Origin of the sequence: Pseudomonas putida, from assembly GCF_050989985.1 — a bacterium.
Lineage (GTDB): Bacteria > Pseudomonadota > Gammaproteobacteria > Pseudomonadales > Pseudomonadaceae > Aquipseudomonas > Aquipseudomonas putida_AI.
Genome location: NZ_CP158815.1, coordinates 3,274,158 through 3,288,972, shown reverse-complemented (window position 1 = coordinate 3,288,972; position 14,815 = coordinate 3,274,158). Strand labels below are relative to the sequence as shown.

At 57.8% G+C, this 14,815-nt stretch carries 13 protein-coding genes and 1 pseudogene; 3 read left to right on the top strand and 11 right to left on the bottom strand.

All coding sequences use genetic code 11. The features are described from left to right. Nucleotides 1-483 precede the first annotated feature (483 nt). Nucleotides 484-1,095: a DUF3885 domain-containing protein gene (locus ABTV29_RS15300; RefSeq protein ID WP_433771572.1), complete on the top strand. Its 612-nt coding sequence runs from the start codon at nt 484-486 to the stop codon at nt 1,093-1,095. A gap of 216 nt (nt 1,096-1,311) precedes the next feature. Here the strand turns inward: ABTV29_RS15300 and ABTV29_RS15295 are convergent, their stop codons facing one another. The 8 genes from ABTV29_RS15295 to ABTV29_RS15260 all read right to left on the bottom strand — a co-directional run bounded on the left by ABTV29_RS15295 (nt 1,312) and on the right by ABTV29_RS15260 (nt 8,899). Continuing rightward, on the bottom strand, nt 1,312-2,058 hold the full coding sequence (locus tag ABTV29_RS15295) for a 2-keto-4-pentenoate hydratase (RefSeq protein WP_433771570.1): 747 nt from the start codon (nt 2,056-2,058) through the stop codon (nt 1,312-1,314). After that, nucleotides 2,055-3,491 (bottom strand): dihydropyrimidinase, encoded by a 1,437-nt coding sequence (gene hydA, locus ABTV29_RS15290; RefSeq protein WP_433771568.1) that lies wholly within the window; start codon nt 3,489-3,491, stop codon nt 2,055-2,057. The genes ABTV29_RS15295 and hydA overlap by 4 nt, the downstream gene beginning before the upstream one ends. 38 nt (nt 3,492-3,529) lie before the next feature. Beyond that, nucleotides 3,530-4,426 carry an allantoinase PuuE gene (locus ABTV29_RS15285; RefSeq protein ID WP_433771566.1) on the bottom strand — a complete coding sequence of 299 codons (897 nt, stop codon included), beginning with the start codon at nt 4,424-4,426 and terminating at the stop codon, nt 3,530-3,532. Between the two features lie 54 nt (nt 4,427-4,480). Continuing rightward, nucleotides 4,481-5,359, bottom strand: coding sequence for a MurR/RpiR family transcriptional regulator (locus ABTV29_RS15280; protein ID WP_433771564.1), 879 nt, complete (start codon nt 5,357-5,359; stop codon nt 4,481-4,483). 36 nt (nt 5,360-5,395) lie between these two features. Next, nucleotides 5,396-6,631, bottom strand: a complete 1,236-nt coding sequence (locus ABTV29_RS15275) for a cysteine desulfurase-like protein (protein WP_433771562.1) — start codon at nt 6,629-6,631, stop codon at nt 5,396-5,398. A gap of 20 nt (nt 6,632-6,651) precedes the next feature. Next, nucleotides 6,652-7,386, bottom strand: a complete 735-nt coding sequence (locus ABTV29_RS15270; RefSeq protein ID WP_433771560.1) for an amino acid ABC transporter ATP-binding protein — start codon at nt 7,384-7,386, stop codon at nt 6,652-6,654. After that, nucleotides 7,383-8,060, bottom strand: coding sequence for an amino acid ABC transporter permease (locus ABTV29_RS15265; protein WP_433771558.1), 678 nt, complete (start codon nt 8,058-8,060; stop codon nt 7,383-7,385). The genes ABTV29_RS15270 and ABTV29_RS15265 overlap by 4 nt, the downstream gene beginning before the upstream one ends. A 62-nt stretch (nt 8,061-8,122) precedes the next feature. Next, nucleotides 8,123-8,899, bottom strand: a complete 777-nt coding sequence (locus ABTV29_RS15260; RefSeq protein WP_433771556.1) for a transporter substrate-binding domain-containing protein — start codon at nt 8,897-8,899, stop codon at nt 8,123-8,125. Between the two features lie 404 nt (nt 8,900-9,303). Here ABTV29_RS15260 and yghU point away from each other — a divergent pair, with 404 nt between their 5' ends. After that, nucleotides 9,304-10,134: a glutathione-dependent disulfide-bond oxidoreductase gene (gene yghU, locus ABTV29_RS15255; protein WP_433771895.1), complete on the top strand. Its 831-nt coding sequence runs from the start codon at nt 9,304-9,306 to the stop codon at nt 10,132-10,134. Between the two features lie 426 nt (nt 10,135-10,560). On the opposite strand, the pseudogene ABTV29_RS15250 reads toward yghU, so the two are convergent. From ABTV29_RS15250 to ABTV29_RS15240, 3 genes and pseudogenes are all read right to left on the bottom strand, one after another. Next, nucleotides 10,561-11,682 (bottom strand): annotated as a pseudogene (locus tag ABTV29_RS15250) (P1 family peptidase). Nucleotides 11,683-11,767: 85 nt separating this feature from the next. After that, on the bottom strand, nt 11,768-12,877 hold the full coding sequence (locus ABTV29_RS15245; protein ID WP_433771555.1) for a polyamine ABC transporter substrate-binding protein: 1,110 nt from the start codon (nt 12,875-12,877) through the stop codon (nt 11,768-11,770). 141 nt (nt 12,878-13,018) lie between these two features. Then, nucleotides 13,019-13,834: a carbon-nitrogen hydrolase family protein gene (locus ABTV29_RS15240; RefSeq protein WP_433771553.1), complete on the bottom strand. Its 816-nt coding sequence runs from the start codon at nt 13,832-13,834 to the stop codon at nt 13,019-13,021. A 134-nt stretch (nt 13,835-13,968) separates the two neighbouring features. On the opposite strand from ABTV29_RS15240, the gene ABTV29_RS15235 reads away from it, so the two are divergent. Next, the gene (locus tag ABTV29_RS15235) at nt 13,969-14,754 is read left to right on the top strand and encodes a response regulator transcription factor (protein WP_433771551.1); all 786 of its coding nucleotides are present in this window, start codon (nt 13,969-13,971) and stop codon (nt 14,752-14,754) included. Nucleotides 14,755-14,815 lie beyond the last annotated feature (61 nt).

Below are 14,815 nucleotides of genomic sequence, written 5' to 3'. Positions count from 1 at the left end.
CTCGAAATTTAAGCGATTAGTACGCGGATGTTTCGACCGGCTTCTATGCTCATTTTGCAGCAGGCCATCGTGGAAATTCATGTGTTCAGAATTCGAGCATCAGTGGGTCTAGTTCCTACCCCCATCAAACGATTAGTAGTCTATGCAGTTGCGTCGCAACGCTCGAAGGCAATCGCAAGGTCGCGTAGCTCGCCTATATCCGTGAGATAGCCGCTTCACCAGGCCTGCTGCAGACACCGCACAATTCTTACGAAAAGATCACCTGCTTGACATCAGCAAACTTGACGCCGTAGGGAGCTAGCGGACTGAACGTCCGCTTTGGGTTTGCAATCCTTCCCGACAGGCAGAAATCGGCCAAAAGCAGCCTCTCGCTGACCAGCTTGGCTCAACCCCTTACGTCTACAGTAATATCCTGCAGCACCGCCCAAACCATGGAGCCGGGCTGATAGCCACGAAGAGATTAAATGAATTTAGAGCTTGAGATTGGGAGCGTTTTTGGGGGCAAAGCTTTTGTTAGACCTCTTTTCTATTCGTATCCCAGGAGGGCTGCGCTTTGAACTTTCCGAAACCGGCGGGGTAATAGAGCAGTTCCTTTTAGCACTGCGAAAATCAACAAAGATTTGCAGCGATATCTTTGCTGGTGAACCGACACTTGTTGCTTGCCTACGCATTCACTCTGGAAGCAATCCATTTGCTCATCGTGCCGCGATTCACGATCTTCGATCTGCCGGCATTGAGATACCCACAAAACGATCAGTCTGGAGCGAAGAAATAGACCCAGGTGAGTGGTACTGCGAAAATGAACCGGAGTATTGGATCAACGTAGCATTTGAAGCGCCTGTGACCCTGCTTCAAGCAATTCTTTGGTGTTCATTGGCTAAAGACTTCGCCGTGATACAGCCTAAGCCCAGATGTGATTTCTATCTGTTCAATGTGAAAAAGCGCATCGTGGCTTTCCCATATGACGATAGGGGCATGGATGTGATTGGCCCCAATACAAGCCTGCTCTTACAGTTGTACCGCCGTCATCATGCATACCTGCTGGACCATGACCGCCCGCTGATGGATATCACATTCGCAAAGCATTCGATCTAGCTTCTATTTGGCATTGAACCTAGCGCAAAGATCGACCGTCGCCTTTGGGTCAGCTTGGCAACTATGGAACGGCCTCCAAACGTCTGGACAGTGGCCAATGAAGAGAAAGGGCTTGGGGGAATGCCCGCAAACAAGCCACAAAAGCCCACGCCTTTTAAGCAGGAGTAATGTGCCGACGGGCTCCGTGAACTGAAATCAGCATGCCTTTGAAATGCATCAAGTCGACAAGGCAACCCGTCCTATCCCGGCAAACTCGACTTCCACTTGCACTCCGGCCGCCGCCCAGAAAATTCCGGTCCAGCTACCACAAGCCACCAAGTCACCGGCTCGCAAGGGACTGCCCAGTGCCGCCGCGTGACGCGCCAGCCACGGCAACGAACTCAGCGGCTCACCGAATGGATGGCTGCCAACGCCAACGAACTTCGGCTCCCCGTCCACTCGCAACGCCACCTGTTGCCTTGACCAATCCGGCAATTCCCCCAGCGTTTGCGGGGCACCGAGTACCAGCGCGCGGTTGAGTTGCTGGTCGGCCAGCCGAAGCAGTGGCGCGGCTTGATCGCCCTGCAGCCAGCGCGTGCCACACAGTTCGATGCCCGGCATCCACGCATCGACCGCCGCACGGGCCTTGGCCAGATCAGTGTGCGGGTCGAGGTCGCGCGACAGGCGCACGATCAATTCTCCCTCGATCCCGACACCGAAGGCATCGCCCGGCGGAACCTGCCAACCCGACGGGTGTACCGCCGTTGCCGGCACCCCGGCGGCACTGATTAGCCCTCCGGGAGCGCCGCCCAGTTTCCAGGCCGCTGGTGGCCCGGAGGGGAACCAGCCGAAGGCATCCGCTACCTGGCGCTGCACGGCATAGGCTTCGGCCTCGCTAGCCAGTTCCACCATTGGCAACGGTTGCTGGCGCCCCTCACGCCAACCACGAATCAGGCTCGCGGCCACCTGCGTGACCGCACTCACAATGGCAACTCAGTCTTGCGTCGGCGCTGTTGTGCGGGCGCCGGGCGCTCGCACGGCAGAAACCGGCCGCGACCCGCCTCACCGCGCGGTTCGCCGTCCCAGACCACTTCACCGCGAGACAGGGTCATGGCCGGCCAGGCGCTCAGCGTCATGCCGGCGTAAGGCGTGTAGTCGACGTTGTGGTGCAGCATTTCGTTGCACAGGTGCACCGGCTTACCTTCGTTCCAGATCACCAGGTCGGCATCAGCACCAATGGCGATACTGCCTTTGCGCGGATACAGCCCATACAGCTTGGCGGCATTGGTGGAGGTCAGCGCAACGAAACTTTGCGGGGTGATGCGCCCACTGCGCACGCCTTCGGACCAGAGCAGTGCCATGCGGGTTTCGACACCGGGAATGCCATTGGCGATCTGATCGAACGACACCGCTTCACCGTGGGCTTTCTTGCCATCGGGGCCATCGAAGCGAAAGGGGGCGTGGTCTGACGAGAAAATCTCGAACGAGCCGTTCTCCAGGCCATCCCAGATCACCTGCTGGTTGGTGGCATCGCGCGGCGGCGGGCTGCAGATGCACTTGGCACCGTCGAAGCTGTCGTCACACCCCAGCGAATCGGCGGTCAGGAACAGGTACTGCGGGCAGGTTTCGGCGTAGACCTTCAACCCCTGGCTCTGGGCCCAGCGAATTTGCTCCACGGCCTCGCGGCCCGACACGTGCACGATCAGGATCGGCACGTCCACCAGCTCGGCCAAGGCGATGGCACGATGGGTCGCTTCGCGCTCCACCAGCATCGGCCGCGACGCGGCATGGTAGCGCGGCGCAGTCAGCCCGGCCGCCAGCAGTCGCTCGGTCAGCCAGGCGATGCAATCGCTGTTCTCGGCGTGGAGCATCACCATGGCACCCTCACGGCGCGCGACCGACAACGTCTCGAGAATCTCCCGGTCGCCCAGCTTCAGCGCATCGTAGGTCATGTAGATCTTGAACGAGGTATAGCCTTCAGCAATCAAGGCCGGCAGTTCTTCACGCAGCACATGCGGGGTGGGGTCGGTGACGATCAGGTGGAAGGCATAATCGATCACCGGCTTGTTACCCGCCCGACGGTGGTAGTCATCGACGGCAGCACGCAGGCTTTCGCCCTTCTGCTGGCAGGCGAACGGGATGACGGTGGTGGTGCCGCCACAGGCCGCCGAGACCGTGCCGCTGAAGAAGTCATCGGCCATCACCGAGCCGTCGCCCGTCGGCTGGTCGAAGTGCACGTGGCTGTCGATGCCACCAGGGGTCACATGCCGGCCTGCCGCGTCGATTTCCTGGTGACCTTGCGGCAGATCCAGGCCCAGGGAGACGATGCGCCCGTCACGAATACCGATGTCGCTGGTGAACGTGTCCGCGGCGGTGACCACGCGGGCGTTGCGAATCACCGTATCGAAAGCTTGCATATCAGGCCTCCTCGAGAAGTCGCCGGCTGCGGTCACGCTCAAGCTCGTTCAAGCCAGGCACGGGCGATTTCTTCGCGCGTGGCAAACCAGACACCGCCGTGTTGTTTGGCATACTCGATGAATTGCTTGATCGCCCTGACCCGCCCGGGACGGCCCACCATGCGTGGGTGCAGCCCGATCGACATCATCCGCGGTCCTTCAGCGGACTCCTCATAGAGGACCTCAAAGCTCTCTTTCATGTATTCGAAAAAGTCCGATGCCTGGGACAGCCCCGGAGAGTTCCAGTAGCGGAAATCGTTCACGTCAGCGGTGTAAGGCACCACTAGGTGACGCTTGCCCTCGACCTCGACGAAGTAGGGAACGTCGTCGTTGTAGGCATCGGAATCGTAGAGAAAACCGCCCTCCTCAGCGACCAGGCGGCGTGTGTTGACACTGGCGCCATAGCGGCAATACCAGCCAACGGGACGCTTGCCACAGGTGCGCTCGAACGACTCGATGGCCAGGCGCATGTGTTCACGTTCCTGCTCTTCGGTCAGGCGAAACACTTCCTCCCAGCGATAACCGTGGCTGCAAATCTCATGACCACCGGTCACCGCAGCGCGCGCAACGTCGGGGTTCTGCTCAAACGCCACGGCGCACGCATGAAACGTCGCCCGTACCGATTGCTGGTCGAGGATATCCAGAATCCGCCAGATCCCTACGCGCGAGCCGTACTCATACATCGACTCCATCGCCAGGTTGCGTGTGCCGTCGGGAATTGAATAGCTACCCCATTCGGTCATCGACTCCTGGTCCGGGTCGCCCATGGCGAGTGAGCGTTCGGAGCCTTCTTCGTAGTTGATCACCAGGCTGATGGCCAATCGTGCGCCATTGGGCCAGGTGCCTTGCGGGCGTTTTCTACCGTAACCCACTAAATCGCGTGCAGGTGAAACCATCGGGATGTTCTCCTGAAGTGACTGGTTAAATAAGTTCGTAGCGAAAGTTGCGACTTAACAGTCGATGTCTTTCAGCCGGTCATGACTGAAGGTGCTATCCGATTGCCACTCGCTGAAGGCCAGCCCCATCGCCAGGGTTTGCGCAATACAGAACGAAGCAGTGAGCGAACGAAAGCCCAGCAGTTCGGCGTCGTTGACCTCAATCACCGTATCGGCCATCTGTCCGATCGGGCTCAGAACGCTGTCCGTGATCGCCACCAGCGTCACGCCTGCCTGGTGCGCCTGACGACAAGCCTCGACGGTGTCATGGGCGTACGGCGGAAAGCTGACAGCTATCAGCAAATCATCCTCGGCAATGGCGCTGACCTGCTCCGGCAAGGTGCCGCCAGCACCGCTGATGTGCACGGTGCGCCGGCCCACGCGACTCAATGCGTAGCTCAGATACGCCGCCACCGGAAAGGCACGACGCATGCCGATGACGAAGGTGGTACGCGCCACTTGCAGATGGGCGATGGCCGCTTCGATATTGGCCTGCTCCCCCCCATCAGCCAGGTGTTCCAGGGAAACGATATTCGCCTGACTGAACTCACGCAGAATCGCGCCGACGTCGCTCGGGTCTTCCAGCAACGTCTCACCGCCGTAGTGTCGAATGCGCTCACTGCGTTCGCTCTGAGAGTCGGCAGCCTGCTGCAGCGGTGCGCGGAACAGCCGTTGCAAATCCTTGAAACCCGCAAAGCCCAGGGCCTGAGCCAGCCGAATATAAGCGGCCGGTGCGATACTCGAACGCTTGCCCAGTTCGGCTACCGTGTTGAGGGCGATCTCATGCGGGTTGTCGATCAGGAATCGGGCAGCATCGCGCAGACGACCGGTCAGTTGATCGTGCTGGGCCGCAATACAGTCACGCAGCTCTGCAAGGGTTTCAGGTAAGGCCATGATGAAGGCTCGTCAAATTAGTAGTGTGTAGGCCTGTCAACGCAACACATCGATTGCTTGATCCAGCGCCGTGATGAGGCGGTCGACTTCTTCCAGCGTGTTGTAATGCGCCAACGACACCCGCACTACCCCGCCAAAGCGGTCAAGGCCCAGGGCTTCGATAAGCCGCCGCGCATAGAAGTCACCAAAGCGAATGCCGATCCGGTGCTCATCGACCTTGCGCACGACAGCCTCTGACTGAACGCCCTCGACCACGAAACTGATCGTTGGCACCCGATTACGGGTATGTGCCTTGCCAATGATCCGCACGCCCTCGCGCTGGCGCAAAAATGCCAGCAGACGCTCGGCGAGCAGATCTTCCTGCACCTCGAAGGCATCGAACGCCGCCTGCATGCACTTGCGCTCGCTACCTTGGGCGCCAAGCCGGGTGCTGATGTCGAGCAGGTAGTCGGTAATGCCGATGCAACCGAACGACAACTCGTAGTTGACGTTGCCCGGCTGCAATTTGTAAGGCACCACGTCCTGGCCGATGAAAAAGTGATTCAGGCTCGGCAGTTCAAGCAACAGATAACGACGCCCCCAGAGCACGGCAAAGTGCGGGCCGAAGGTTTTGTAGAAGCTGTAGACGTAAAAGTCGGCACCGCTGGCCTGCACATCCACCAGACGGTGTGGCGCATAAGCGACGGCATCCACACACAGCTTGGCGCCCACCGCATGGACACGCCGCGCCACCTCGGCCACTGGATTGACCGAGCCGAGAATATTCGAGGTGTGGGTCATCGCCACATAGCGGGTGTTGTCATTCAACAAAACCTGCAGGTCATCCAGTTCAAGCTCACACGTGTCGACATTGACCTGCCACACACGCAAGGTCGCACCCCGGCTTTCGCACAACTTGACCCAGGGACCGATGTTGGCCTCGTGGTCGCAATTGGTGACGATGATCTCATCACCCGGGACGATTGACGGGGCGATGGCGCGACACAGGATTTGCAACAGGTGGGTGGTCGAGCCACCCATGATCACTTCTTCGGGATGCTCGGCGTTGATCAACTGCATGACCGAGTGGCGTGCCTGCATCACCCGTTCGCCGGCGACAACGGAAGGCTGGTAGGAAGCACCTAGTTGCACACTGTTGTTGAGCATGTAATCACAGACCCGCTCAGCCACGGTGCTCAACACCATCGAACCTCCGGCGTTATCCATATAGGCATAACCATCGGCCAGACCCGGAAATTGCTTGCGCACGTAATCGATATCGAGAGGATTCACTCTACTTTCTCCAGCCGGATTCAATGATGCAGGATGGCCTGCAGGAACGCTTGTGTGCGTATTTCCTTAGGGGCGGTAAAAAACGGTTCAGGGATGTTCTGCTCAACAATGCGTCCGCTTTCCATGAAGATCACCCGGTCGGCAACCCGACGGGCAAAGCCCATTTCATGAGTGACCACGACCATCGTGACGCCGGAGCGAGCGAGGTTTTGCATGACATCGAGCACTTCGCCAACCATTTCCGGATCCAGCGCGGACGTCGGTTCATCGAACAGAATGGCGCGAGGCTCCATGGCCATGGTCCGGGCAATTGCAACACGCTGCTGTTGACCGCCAGATAATTGGCTGGGGTATTTGTGCGCGTGATCACCCATGCCGACCTTCACCAATAGCTCTCGGGCCCTGGCGTGCGCATCGCGCCGGCTCAAGCCCCGAACACGGATCGGCGCCAGCGACACGTTGTCGAGAACAGTGAGGTGCGGATAGAGGTTGAAGCTCTGGAACACCATGCCGACTTCGCTGCGAATGGCGGCCAGTCGCGGGCCATGTTCAACCCGCTCACCGGCCACGCGGATATGGCCTTGCTGGTAGTCTTCAAGCAGGTTGATGCAGCGGATCAAGGTCGACTTCCCCGAGCCAGACGGCCCAAGAATGACCACCACTTCACCTTCTTCAACCTGCAGGTTGATATCGCTCAACGCCTTGAAGTTGCCGTAGTACTTGTCGAGTTTTTCGATGTCGATCAAGGTGCTCATGCGGTTTTTCCTCCCGAGGCGTTACGGCGTTCAATCCAGCTGACCATCTGCACCAACGGCAACAGCAGCAACAGGTACAGCAAGGCAGCCCCTACCAGCGGTGTCGGGTTGGCAGCCAATGCCTGCGCCTGGGTGGCCTGCTTGAGCAAGTCAGGCATCGCAACCACCGAGGCGAGCGCCGTGTCTTTCATGACGTTGATGCAATTGCTCGTCATGGGCGGCATTACGATGCGAACCGCCTGCGGCAGAACGACGTCGCGCATGGTGTTGAAAAAACTCATGCCCTGGGAAGCCGAGGCTTCGAACTGCCCGCGGGGGATGGCCTCGATGCCCGACCGAAAGATCTCCGCGCTATAGGCGCAGGAGACCAGCGAGAGCGCACTGGCGGCGGCCGCAAAAGACGACAGTCGAATCCCCACAAAAGGCAGCGCGTAATAGATGAGGACCAGCAAAACCAGCAATGGAATGGAACGCATGATATCGATGTAGATACGTGCGAACGCTCGGACGGGTGCGTAGGAGTACAACCTCAACAAAGCCAGCACCAGCCCCCCCACCAGGCCCAGGGCAATACTGACCACCCCAAGCAAAATGGTGACGCCCAGACCACGCATCATCAGCGGAAGCGACTCGACGAGCACATTCCAATTAAAAAATGTCTGCAAAAGATCCATGGGATACCTCGGTCAATACAAGTGGCGAACGGGTGTCGCCACTTATGCAACAGCAGCAAGGCTTACTTGAGGACAGCGGTCACTTGCAGGGTGCTCGAATCTTTATCAGCTTCGGTACCGAACCATTGCTTGTGGATCTTTCCGAGTGTGCCGTCTTCTTTCATCTTGCTGATGATGTCGTTGACCTGATCGGTCATCGCCCAGCCTTTGGCGTGCATAAGCGAGTAGCGCTCACCGGTGGGAATGCGAGCGACGATGGTGTATTGCGGCTTGTCCTTGATGTAGTAGAGCACCGCGGGAATGTCGCTGAGGTAGCCATCAATACGGCCGGAAGCCAGATCAAGCATGGCCGGCGACAGCCCTTCATATCGCGAGACGTCGGCGAATTTGTACTCATCCTTGTGTTGGCCAATCCACATGTCACCGGTCGAACCCGTATCGACGCCCACGACTTTGCCGCCCATGTCTTCCAGCTTCTTGACCTTGGACGTGGTCAACGCGGTAAGGGACTGATCGCTGTCGAAATAAGGCTGTGCGAAGGCCACCGACTCCAGTCGTTTAGGGGTGATGGTGATCGACGAAATAGCGATCTCGACACGTTTGGATTGCACGGCACTGAACAGGCCGTTGAAAGGAATGTTGACGAACTCGACGCTTTTTCCGGCGCGCTTGGCCACCTCTTTTACAACATCGACCTCGAAGCCGACGAACTCCCCTTTGGCGTCCTGAAACTCCCAAGGCACGTTGCCAACGTTAGCACCTACAGTCCAGTCAGCCGACCAGGCTGGCAGCGCCACTGCGGCGGTCATGAACAATCCCAACATCACTTTCGCTTTCATGTTTGCTCCCGATTGTTTGTTTTTTTAGGTGCTAACGGCGGTAGATCTCGTACAACGTGGGATCGAGAGTAAATCAGTGAATTATTTATTTCAATACCACTTATCAGTGAATTTTTTACTCCAACGTCGTCTTCAACCGGGTTGCCAATGACTGGCAAACAAGACACGACTAAAGCACTGGCAAACACGCCCATCATTTCAGCGGCCGTAATAGTGAATTGGGTTTGATGCGGGTTCCGCGCGCGCGCCCATTGCAGCAGCATTGATTCATCACTCGTCTGGTGGCGCGTCGCGCAAAAGACAGCGGACGCAAAACCGCCCCCAGCTGCTCGAAACCCCACCGATACCCGACCCTGGAGTGTTCCGTGTCAGACAACGCCCTCGACAATCAGCCCGCCGGGTATATGCCGGACAGAGTCTGGCAGCCGAAAACCGCCTATGGCGGTCAATTCGCAAGCATCAACCGTCCCGAGTCAGGCGCCAGGTTCGAGCAGGCTCTCCCGGTCGGTAAACACCCGCTTCAGTTGTATTCCCAGGGCACGCCAAATGGCCAGAAGGTGACCATTCTGTTGGAGGAGCTACTGGCGCTCGGGCATTCGGGTGCGGAGTACGACGCCTGGTTGATCGACATTTTCGAAGGGGATCAATTTGGCAGCGGTTTCGTCGGTATCAATCCCAACTCGAAGATTCCAGCGCTGGTGGATCAGAGCACAAACCCGGTCACGCCAGTCTTCGAGAGCGGTTCGATCCTGGTCTACCTGGCGGAACGGTTCGGCGCATTCCTGCCCACCGATCCCCGAGCGCGAGCGCAGACCTTCAACTGGCTGATGTGGCAGATGGGCACTGCGCCTTTCGTAGGCGGCGGCCTGGGGCATTTCTATGCCTACGCGCCGATCAAGATCGAGTACGCGATCGACCGCTACGCCATGGAAACCAAACGCCAATTGCATGTACTGGACACGCATCTGGCCTCCCATGAATACCTGGCGGGCGATCAGTACACCATCGCGGACATGGCGGTCTGGCCGTGGCATCCGGGCAGCCTGTTCGGTGTGTATGGCACCGCCGAGTTCCTCGCCGTCGAGCAATACACCCACCTCATGCGCTGGTACAACGCCATCGCCAAACGCCCGGCAGTGATTCGAGGCCGTATCGTCAATCGCACCGCCGGCGCATCCGGAACATTCCTGCGTGAGCGCCATGATGCGGCCGATTTTGATGCGTTGATCAAGTAACCAGTGGGAGATGTGGACGGTGAGAGGTTAATTTCCGACTTTAGCGAATGTCTGGTTTCAGCCAAAAACCGGTCATTTAAAATTGTCGACATCGACGTCGAAGATTTCGGCATGCGGTGCTCTATGCATGAGTGCACACACCTAAGAGAATATTGGCCCGCAGTTGATACACCGTGCTGGGGAGTCGTCGACGATGATCATTTCTTCTGAGGAGGTAAGTGGCGTTTCTTAATTTATATTCACCAATTAGGTCATTGACCAGTTAGATCGCCGCAGTAGGACTCCTGCAATTCAGGTATGCCGCAAAAGCAATAGCTCTTACTTAAACGTCGCGTGAGTCTTAGGTTGCGAGGTCTTCCCTGGAATCTGAGGATGCAGGTGGCATGAACTCGGTACAAGCACACCACCTGAGTACCGCTAGATCAGTTAACCATTCGCAGCTCCCGGCCAGCCGGCCTGATGCAAGGCTTTGAGCAGCGTCTCACAATCAAGTCCTGGAACGGCATGGCCGTTGCCTTCGGCGGTGTCAGCGGCTAATAAGGCATTGATGATGGCTTCTTCCACCGCTTCGGTGGCGGCAAGAAACAACTCGCTGATGTGGTCGTTGTTGACCATGCTCAGGTTGTCGGTGGTCGGCGCGCGCTTACTTTCGTATGCAGCCGGCGGCACATGATTACCGGTGGAGAAGGCGATGAAAATGTCACCGCTGTGGTCTTCATTACCTCCACCAGTGCGGGCGAGACCGAGGCTGGCGCGTTGTGCCAGGCGCGTACATTGGTGCGGCAGCAACGGCGCATCGGTGGCCAGGCAAACGACTATCGAACCCATGCCCGGGTGCGGCAGCGAAGCCTTGAGGAACGGCGAGTCTGCCTGTTCCATGTAGCGTCCGACCGGGTAGCCGTCGACGCGCAGTTCGTTACGGATGCCGTGGTTCGCCTGGACAATGGCGCCAACAGTCCAGCCGCCCTGAGTGCTACTCAGGCGCCGCGATGCGGTGCCTATACCGCCCTTGAATTCGTGGCAGATCATGCCGCTGCCGCCGCCGACCGCGCCTTCGATAACGGGCCCAATCACAGCATTACTCAGCGCTTCGGCCACATGCTCGGGCTTCACATGAAAACCGTTGATGTCGTTGAGCAGGCCGTCATAGGTCTCCAGCACCACAGGCATGTTCCAGTAGAGACGGCCGTCATCCGGCTGTTATTCACGGTCCAGCACAATTAGTGCATCGCGCACCACGCCCAGGCTGTGGGTGTTGGTGAAGGCGACGGGACTTGTCAAAAGACCCGCTTCGCGAATCCACTCGAGACCGGTTGCGTCGCCGTTGCCGTTCAACACATGGACGCCGGCAAAGCACGGTTGCTGGCTGGTGGAACCGAAACGCGGTTCGATGATTGTTACTCCGGTCAGGACGTCGCGGCCGTTGGCGGTGCGTCCTCGCACATTGCTGTGACCGACCCGAACGCCCGGCACATCGGTGATGGCGTTGAGGGGACCGGGTTGCAGTTGGCCGAACTGAATATTCAGGTCGCGGGCGCGTGGCTTCATCGTGTCTTTCATGATCTCTCGCTTTTGTTTTGGTTTGTTTCATGAATGGGGCTTGGTCAACCATCAGCAGAACCGGTTCTGCCAATCAGTTGCCGGTCTTGACCGTGTTCCACGCACGGGTCCGAATGCGCTCCATCTTCAGCGGTAGTGGTTCCAGGGAAAAAAGCGTGGCCAGCACATCCTTGGACGGATACACCCCTGGGTTGTCGCGGATCTTCCTATCGACAAGCGCAGTGGCATCCTTGTTGGCGTTCGGATAGCTCAGGTAGTTGGATGACTCAGCAATGACTTCGGGGCGCAACATATAGTTGATGAAGGCCAACCCTTGCTCCGGGTTCGGCGCATCGTTGAGCTGTACCAGACTTTCCACCCACACCGGGGCACCTTCGCGTGGAATGCTGTAAACAAGGTTTCGATGGTTGCCTGCCAGCTCGGAGGCTTTCTGCGCATCGGAGACACCCCCCGCCCAGCCCAGCACGACGCAGACGTTTCCATTGGCGAGATCAGAGATGAACTTGGAAGAATCGAAGTAGACGATATGGGGACGCAGTTTCAGCAGCAGTTCCTGAGCTTTTTTGTAATCGTCCGGGTTCTGGCTGTTGTATGGCAGCCCAAGGTAGTGCAAGGCTATGGGAATAACCTCGCCAGGAGCGTCCAGCATGGCCACACCGCATTGACTGAGTTTGGCTAGATTTTCTTCCTTGAAAATCAAGTCCCAGGAATTGACTGGCGCATCGGGGCCGAGTATCGATTTAACCTTGTCCGCGTCATAGCCGATGCCAGTAGTCCCCCACAAATAAGGGGCCGCATAGCTGTTTCCGGGATCATTGCTCTGCAACTTGGCGAGGATGTCAGGATCGAGATGGGACCAGTTGAGTAACTTTGAGCGATCCAGTTTTCTCAGCACACCGGCTTTGATCAGGTTCGGTAGCAGGTCAGCACTGGCAACTACTACGTCATAACCACTGCGGCCAGCCATAAGTTTGCTTTGCATGACGTCACTGTTGTCGAACACATCGTACACAGCGCTAACGCCTGCTTCTTTCTGGAAGTCTTTTACCGTGTTCGGGGCAATGTAGTCATACCAGTTGTAGATATGAACACTGGGCTTTTGAGCGTCATCGGCCTCGGCGCAGACCAGGCCAAAACTGAACAATGAGACCAGCGCGAATTGCATATAACGAATCGGTTTCATGGGGATGCTCCAGAGCGTTAGCGCTGAGTCCGGGGACACGAGCACTGCTCCTGCTAGTGTGTGAATTATTGTTGTGGCAGGGTCAAAACAGGCGTCAAGACGGAACAATCGCTGTGTTGCAGTTACACCCCCGCGACTTATTCAGGGGATCAGAAGTTCACGTCGACCATCACCGTGCTCAATCTGCTCGCCGGTGAGGAGCAGGCGACGGTCACTGAGGTAGTCATATTCCTGGCGGGCGGTGCGCAGCAGGTCGAGATCGAGTTCCACCACCTGCCGACACTCTGCGCGGCCGGCTTCGAATAGCGTGCGCCCGAAGGGATCGATAGCGGCGCTCCCACCGGCAAAAACGAGACCTTCGTCGCCGTCGCCCACTCGATTGACCATCACCGCGAATGCCTGGTTTTCCTGAGCGCGAGCCATAATTGCAGTGCGGTGGACAGGGCCGTAAGGATCCATGTTGCCGTTAGTGATCAATATCAGCTCGGCGCCGAGTTGGCCGAGCGCCCGAGCACTTTCCGGCAACTCAATGTCGTAGCAAATCAGGATACCGACACGGATGCCCTTCCAGAGCGCAGTGGCATAGCGGTCTCCTGGTTGGAACAGTCCACGTTCCGACGGCCAAAGGTGAGTCTTGCGATAACTCAATGCGATCCCTTCCGGGGTGACCAGCAAGGAGGTGTTGTAGAAGGTGCCGGAGTCGTTCTCAGCCAGACCAATCACCACTGAGACGTTCCGTCCGCGTACGGCGAGTTGCACAGCCTGCACACTTGGCCCGTTAACGGGCTCGGCGATTTCGGCGAGCTGTTGGGCGCTGGCAAATCCCATCAACTGGGTCTCTGGAAAAATCAGCAGATCGGTATCCACGGCGCAGGTAGCGATGGCCTGCAACGTACGCTCCAGGTTATAAGCGGTATCGCCATCGCGACCGGAAAGTTGTACAAGTTCAATCTTCATCGGTGATCCTTTCACGTGTATGTGGGCTCGCAATCGCCAAACTGAACAGCACCCGCCAGGGCTGAAATGAAGTATGGAGAGCCATAAAACGGAAAGTAATTACTTCGATGGGGTAACCCCGTATGGGTAGAAACGTGAGCATTACATTGCAGGACATGGCTTGGCACCAGGCCATCGGCAGGCTGATCGAGGCACTTGACCGCCCTAATTTCTGGCTGGCTCTGGTGCGTCAGCTGGATAGATACATTCCGGTGGACAGTTGGGTCGTGCTGATTTTCAGCAATGGCCGACCGCAGGTACTCGCAGAATGCCCAGGCAAGGATGGCGGGCCAGATCCGCTCTTTCAGGACTACCTCAAAGGCCTGTATCTGCTCGACCCCTTTTATCTGGCCAACAGGGAAGCACCGCAGAACGGTTTGTTTTGGCTAGCCGACGTGGCGCCGGAGTGCTTCGAACAAACCGACTATTACCAACGCTACTTCCGCCTCAATGTCGTTGCTGACGAAGTACATATCAACGTCCAGCTCGACACGGAACGCACCCTCAGCCTCTCGCTGGGAAGTGAGTGTCTCTTCAGTGCAGAGCAGACCGCCCTACTCACACTCATCCAGTCTTGGGTCGCCGCACTGATGCGTCAGCGCATGGCATTCGAGCGGGAAGCGCTGGAGCAGAAAACGTCGCCCCCACCCAGCTGGCAGAGCTGGCTGGACTCCACTGACCAGCAGTTGGAAACGCCGCTTTCCGCCCGCGAACTGGAAGTCGGCCGGCTTATGCTTAGCGGCTGCTCGAACAAGGAGATCGCGCGCAAGCTGGCGATTTCCGCAGAGACTGTGAAGGTCCATCGCAAGCACATGTACAGCAAGCTCGGCATTAAATCTCAGTCCGAGCTGTTCTCACTGTTCTTGAATGCACAGAGCTGAAGCCGTCGTTTCCTGATGGCTTCAGTTCCTAAGATAATCGGCTTCGCCGCCACATTTACAC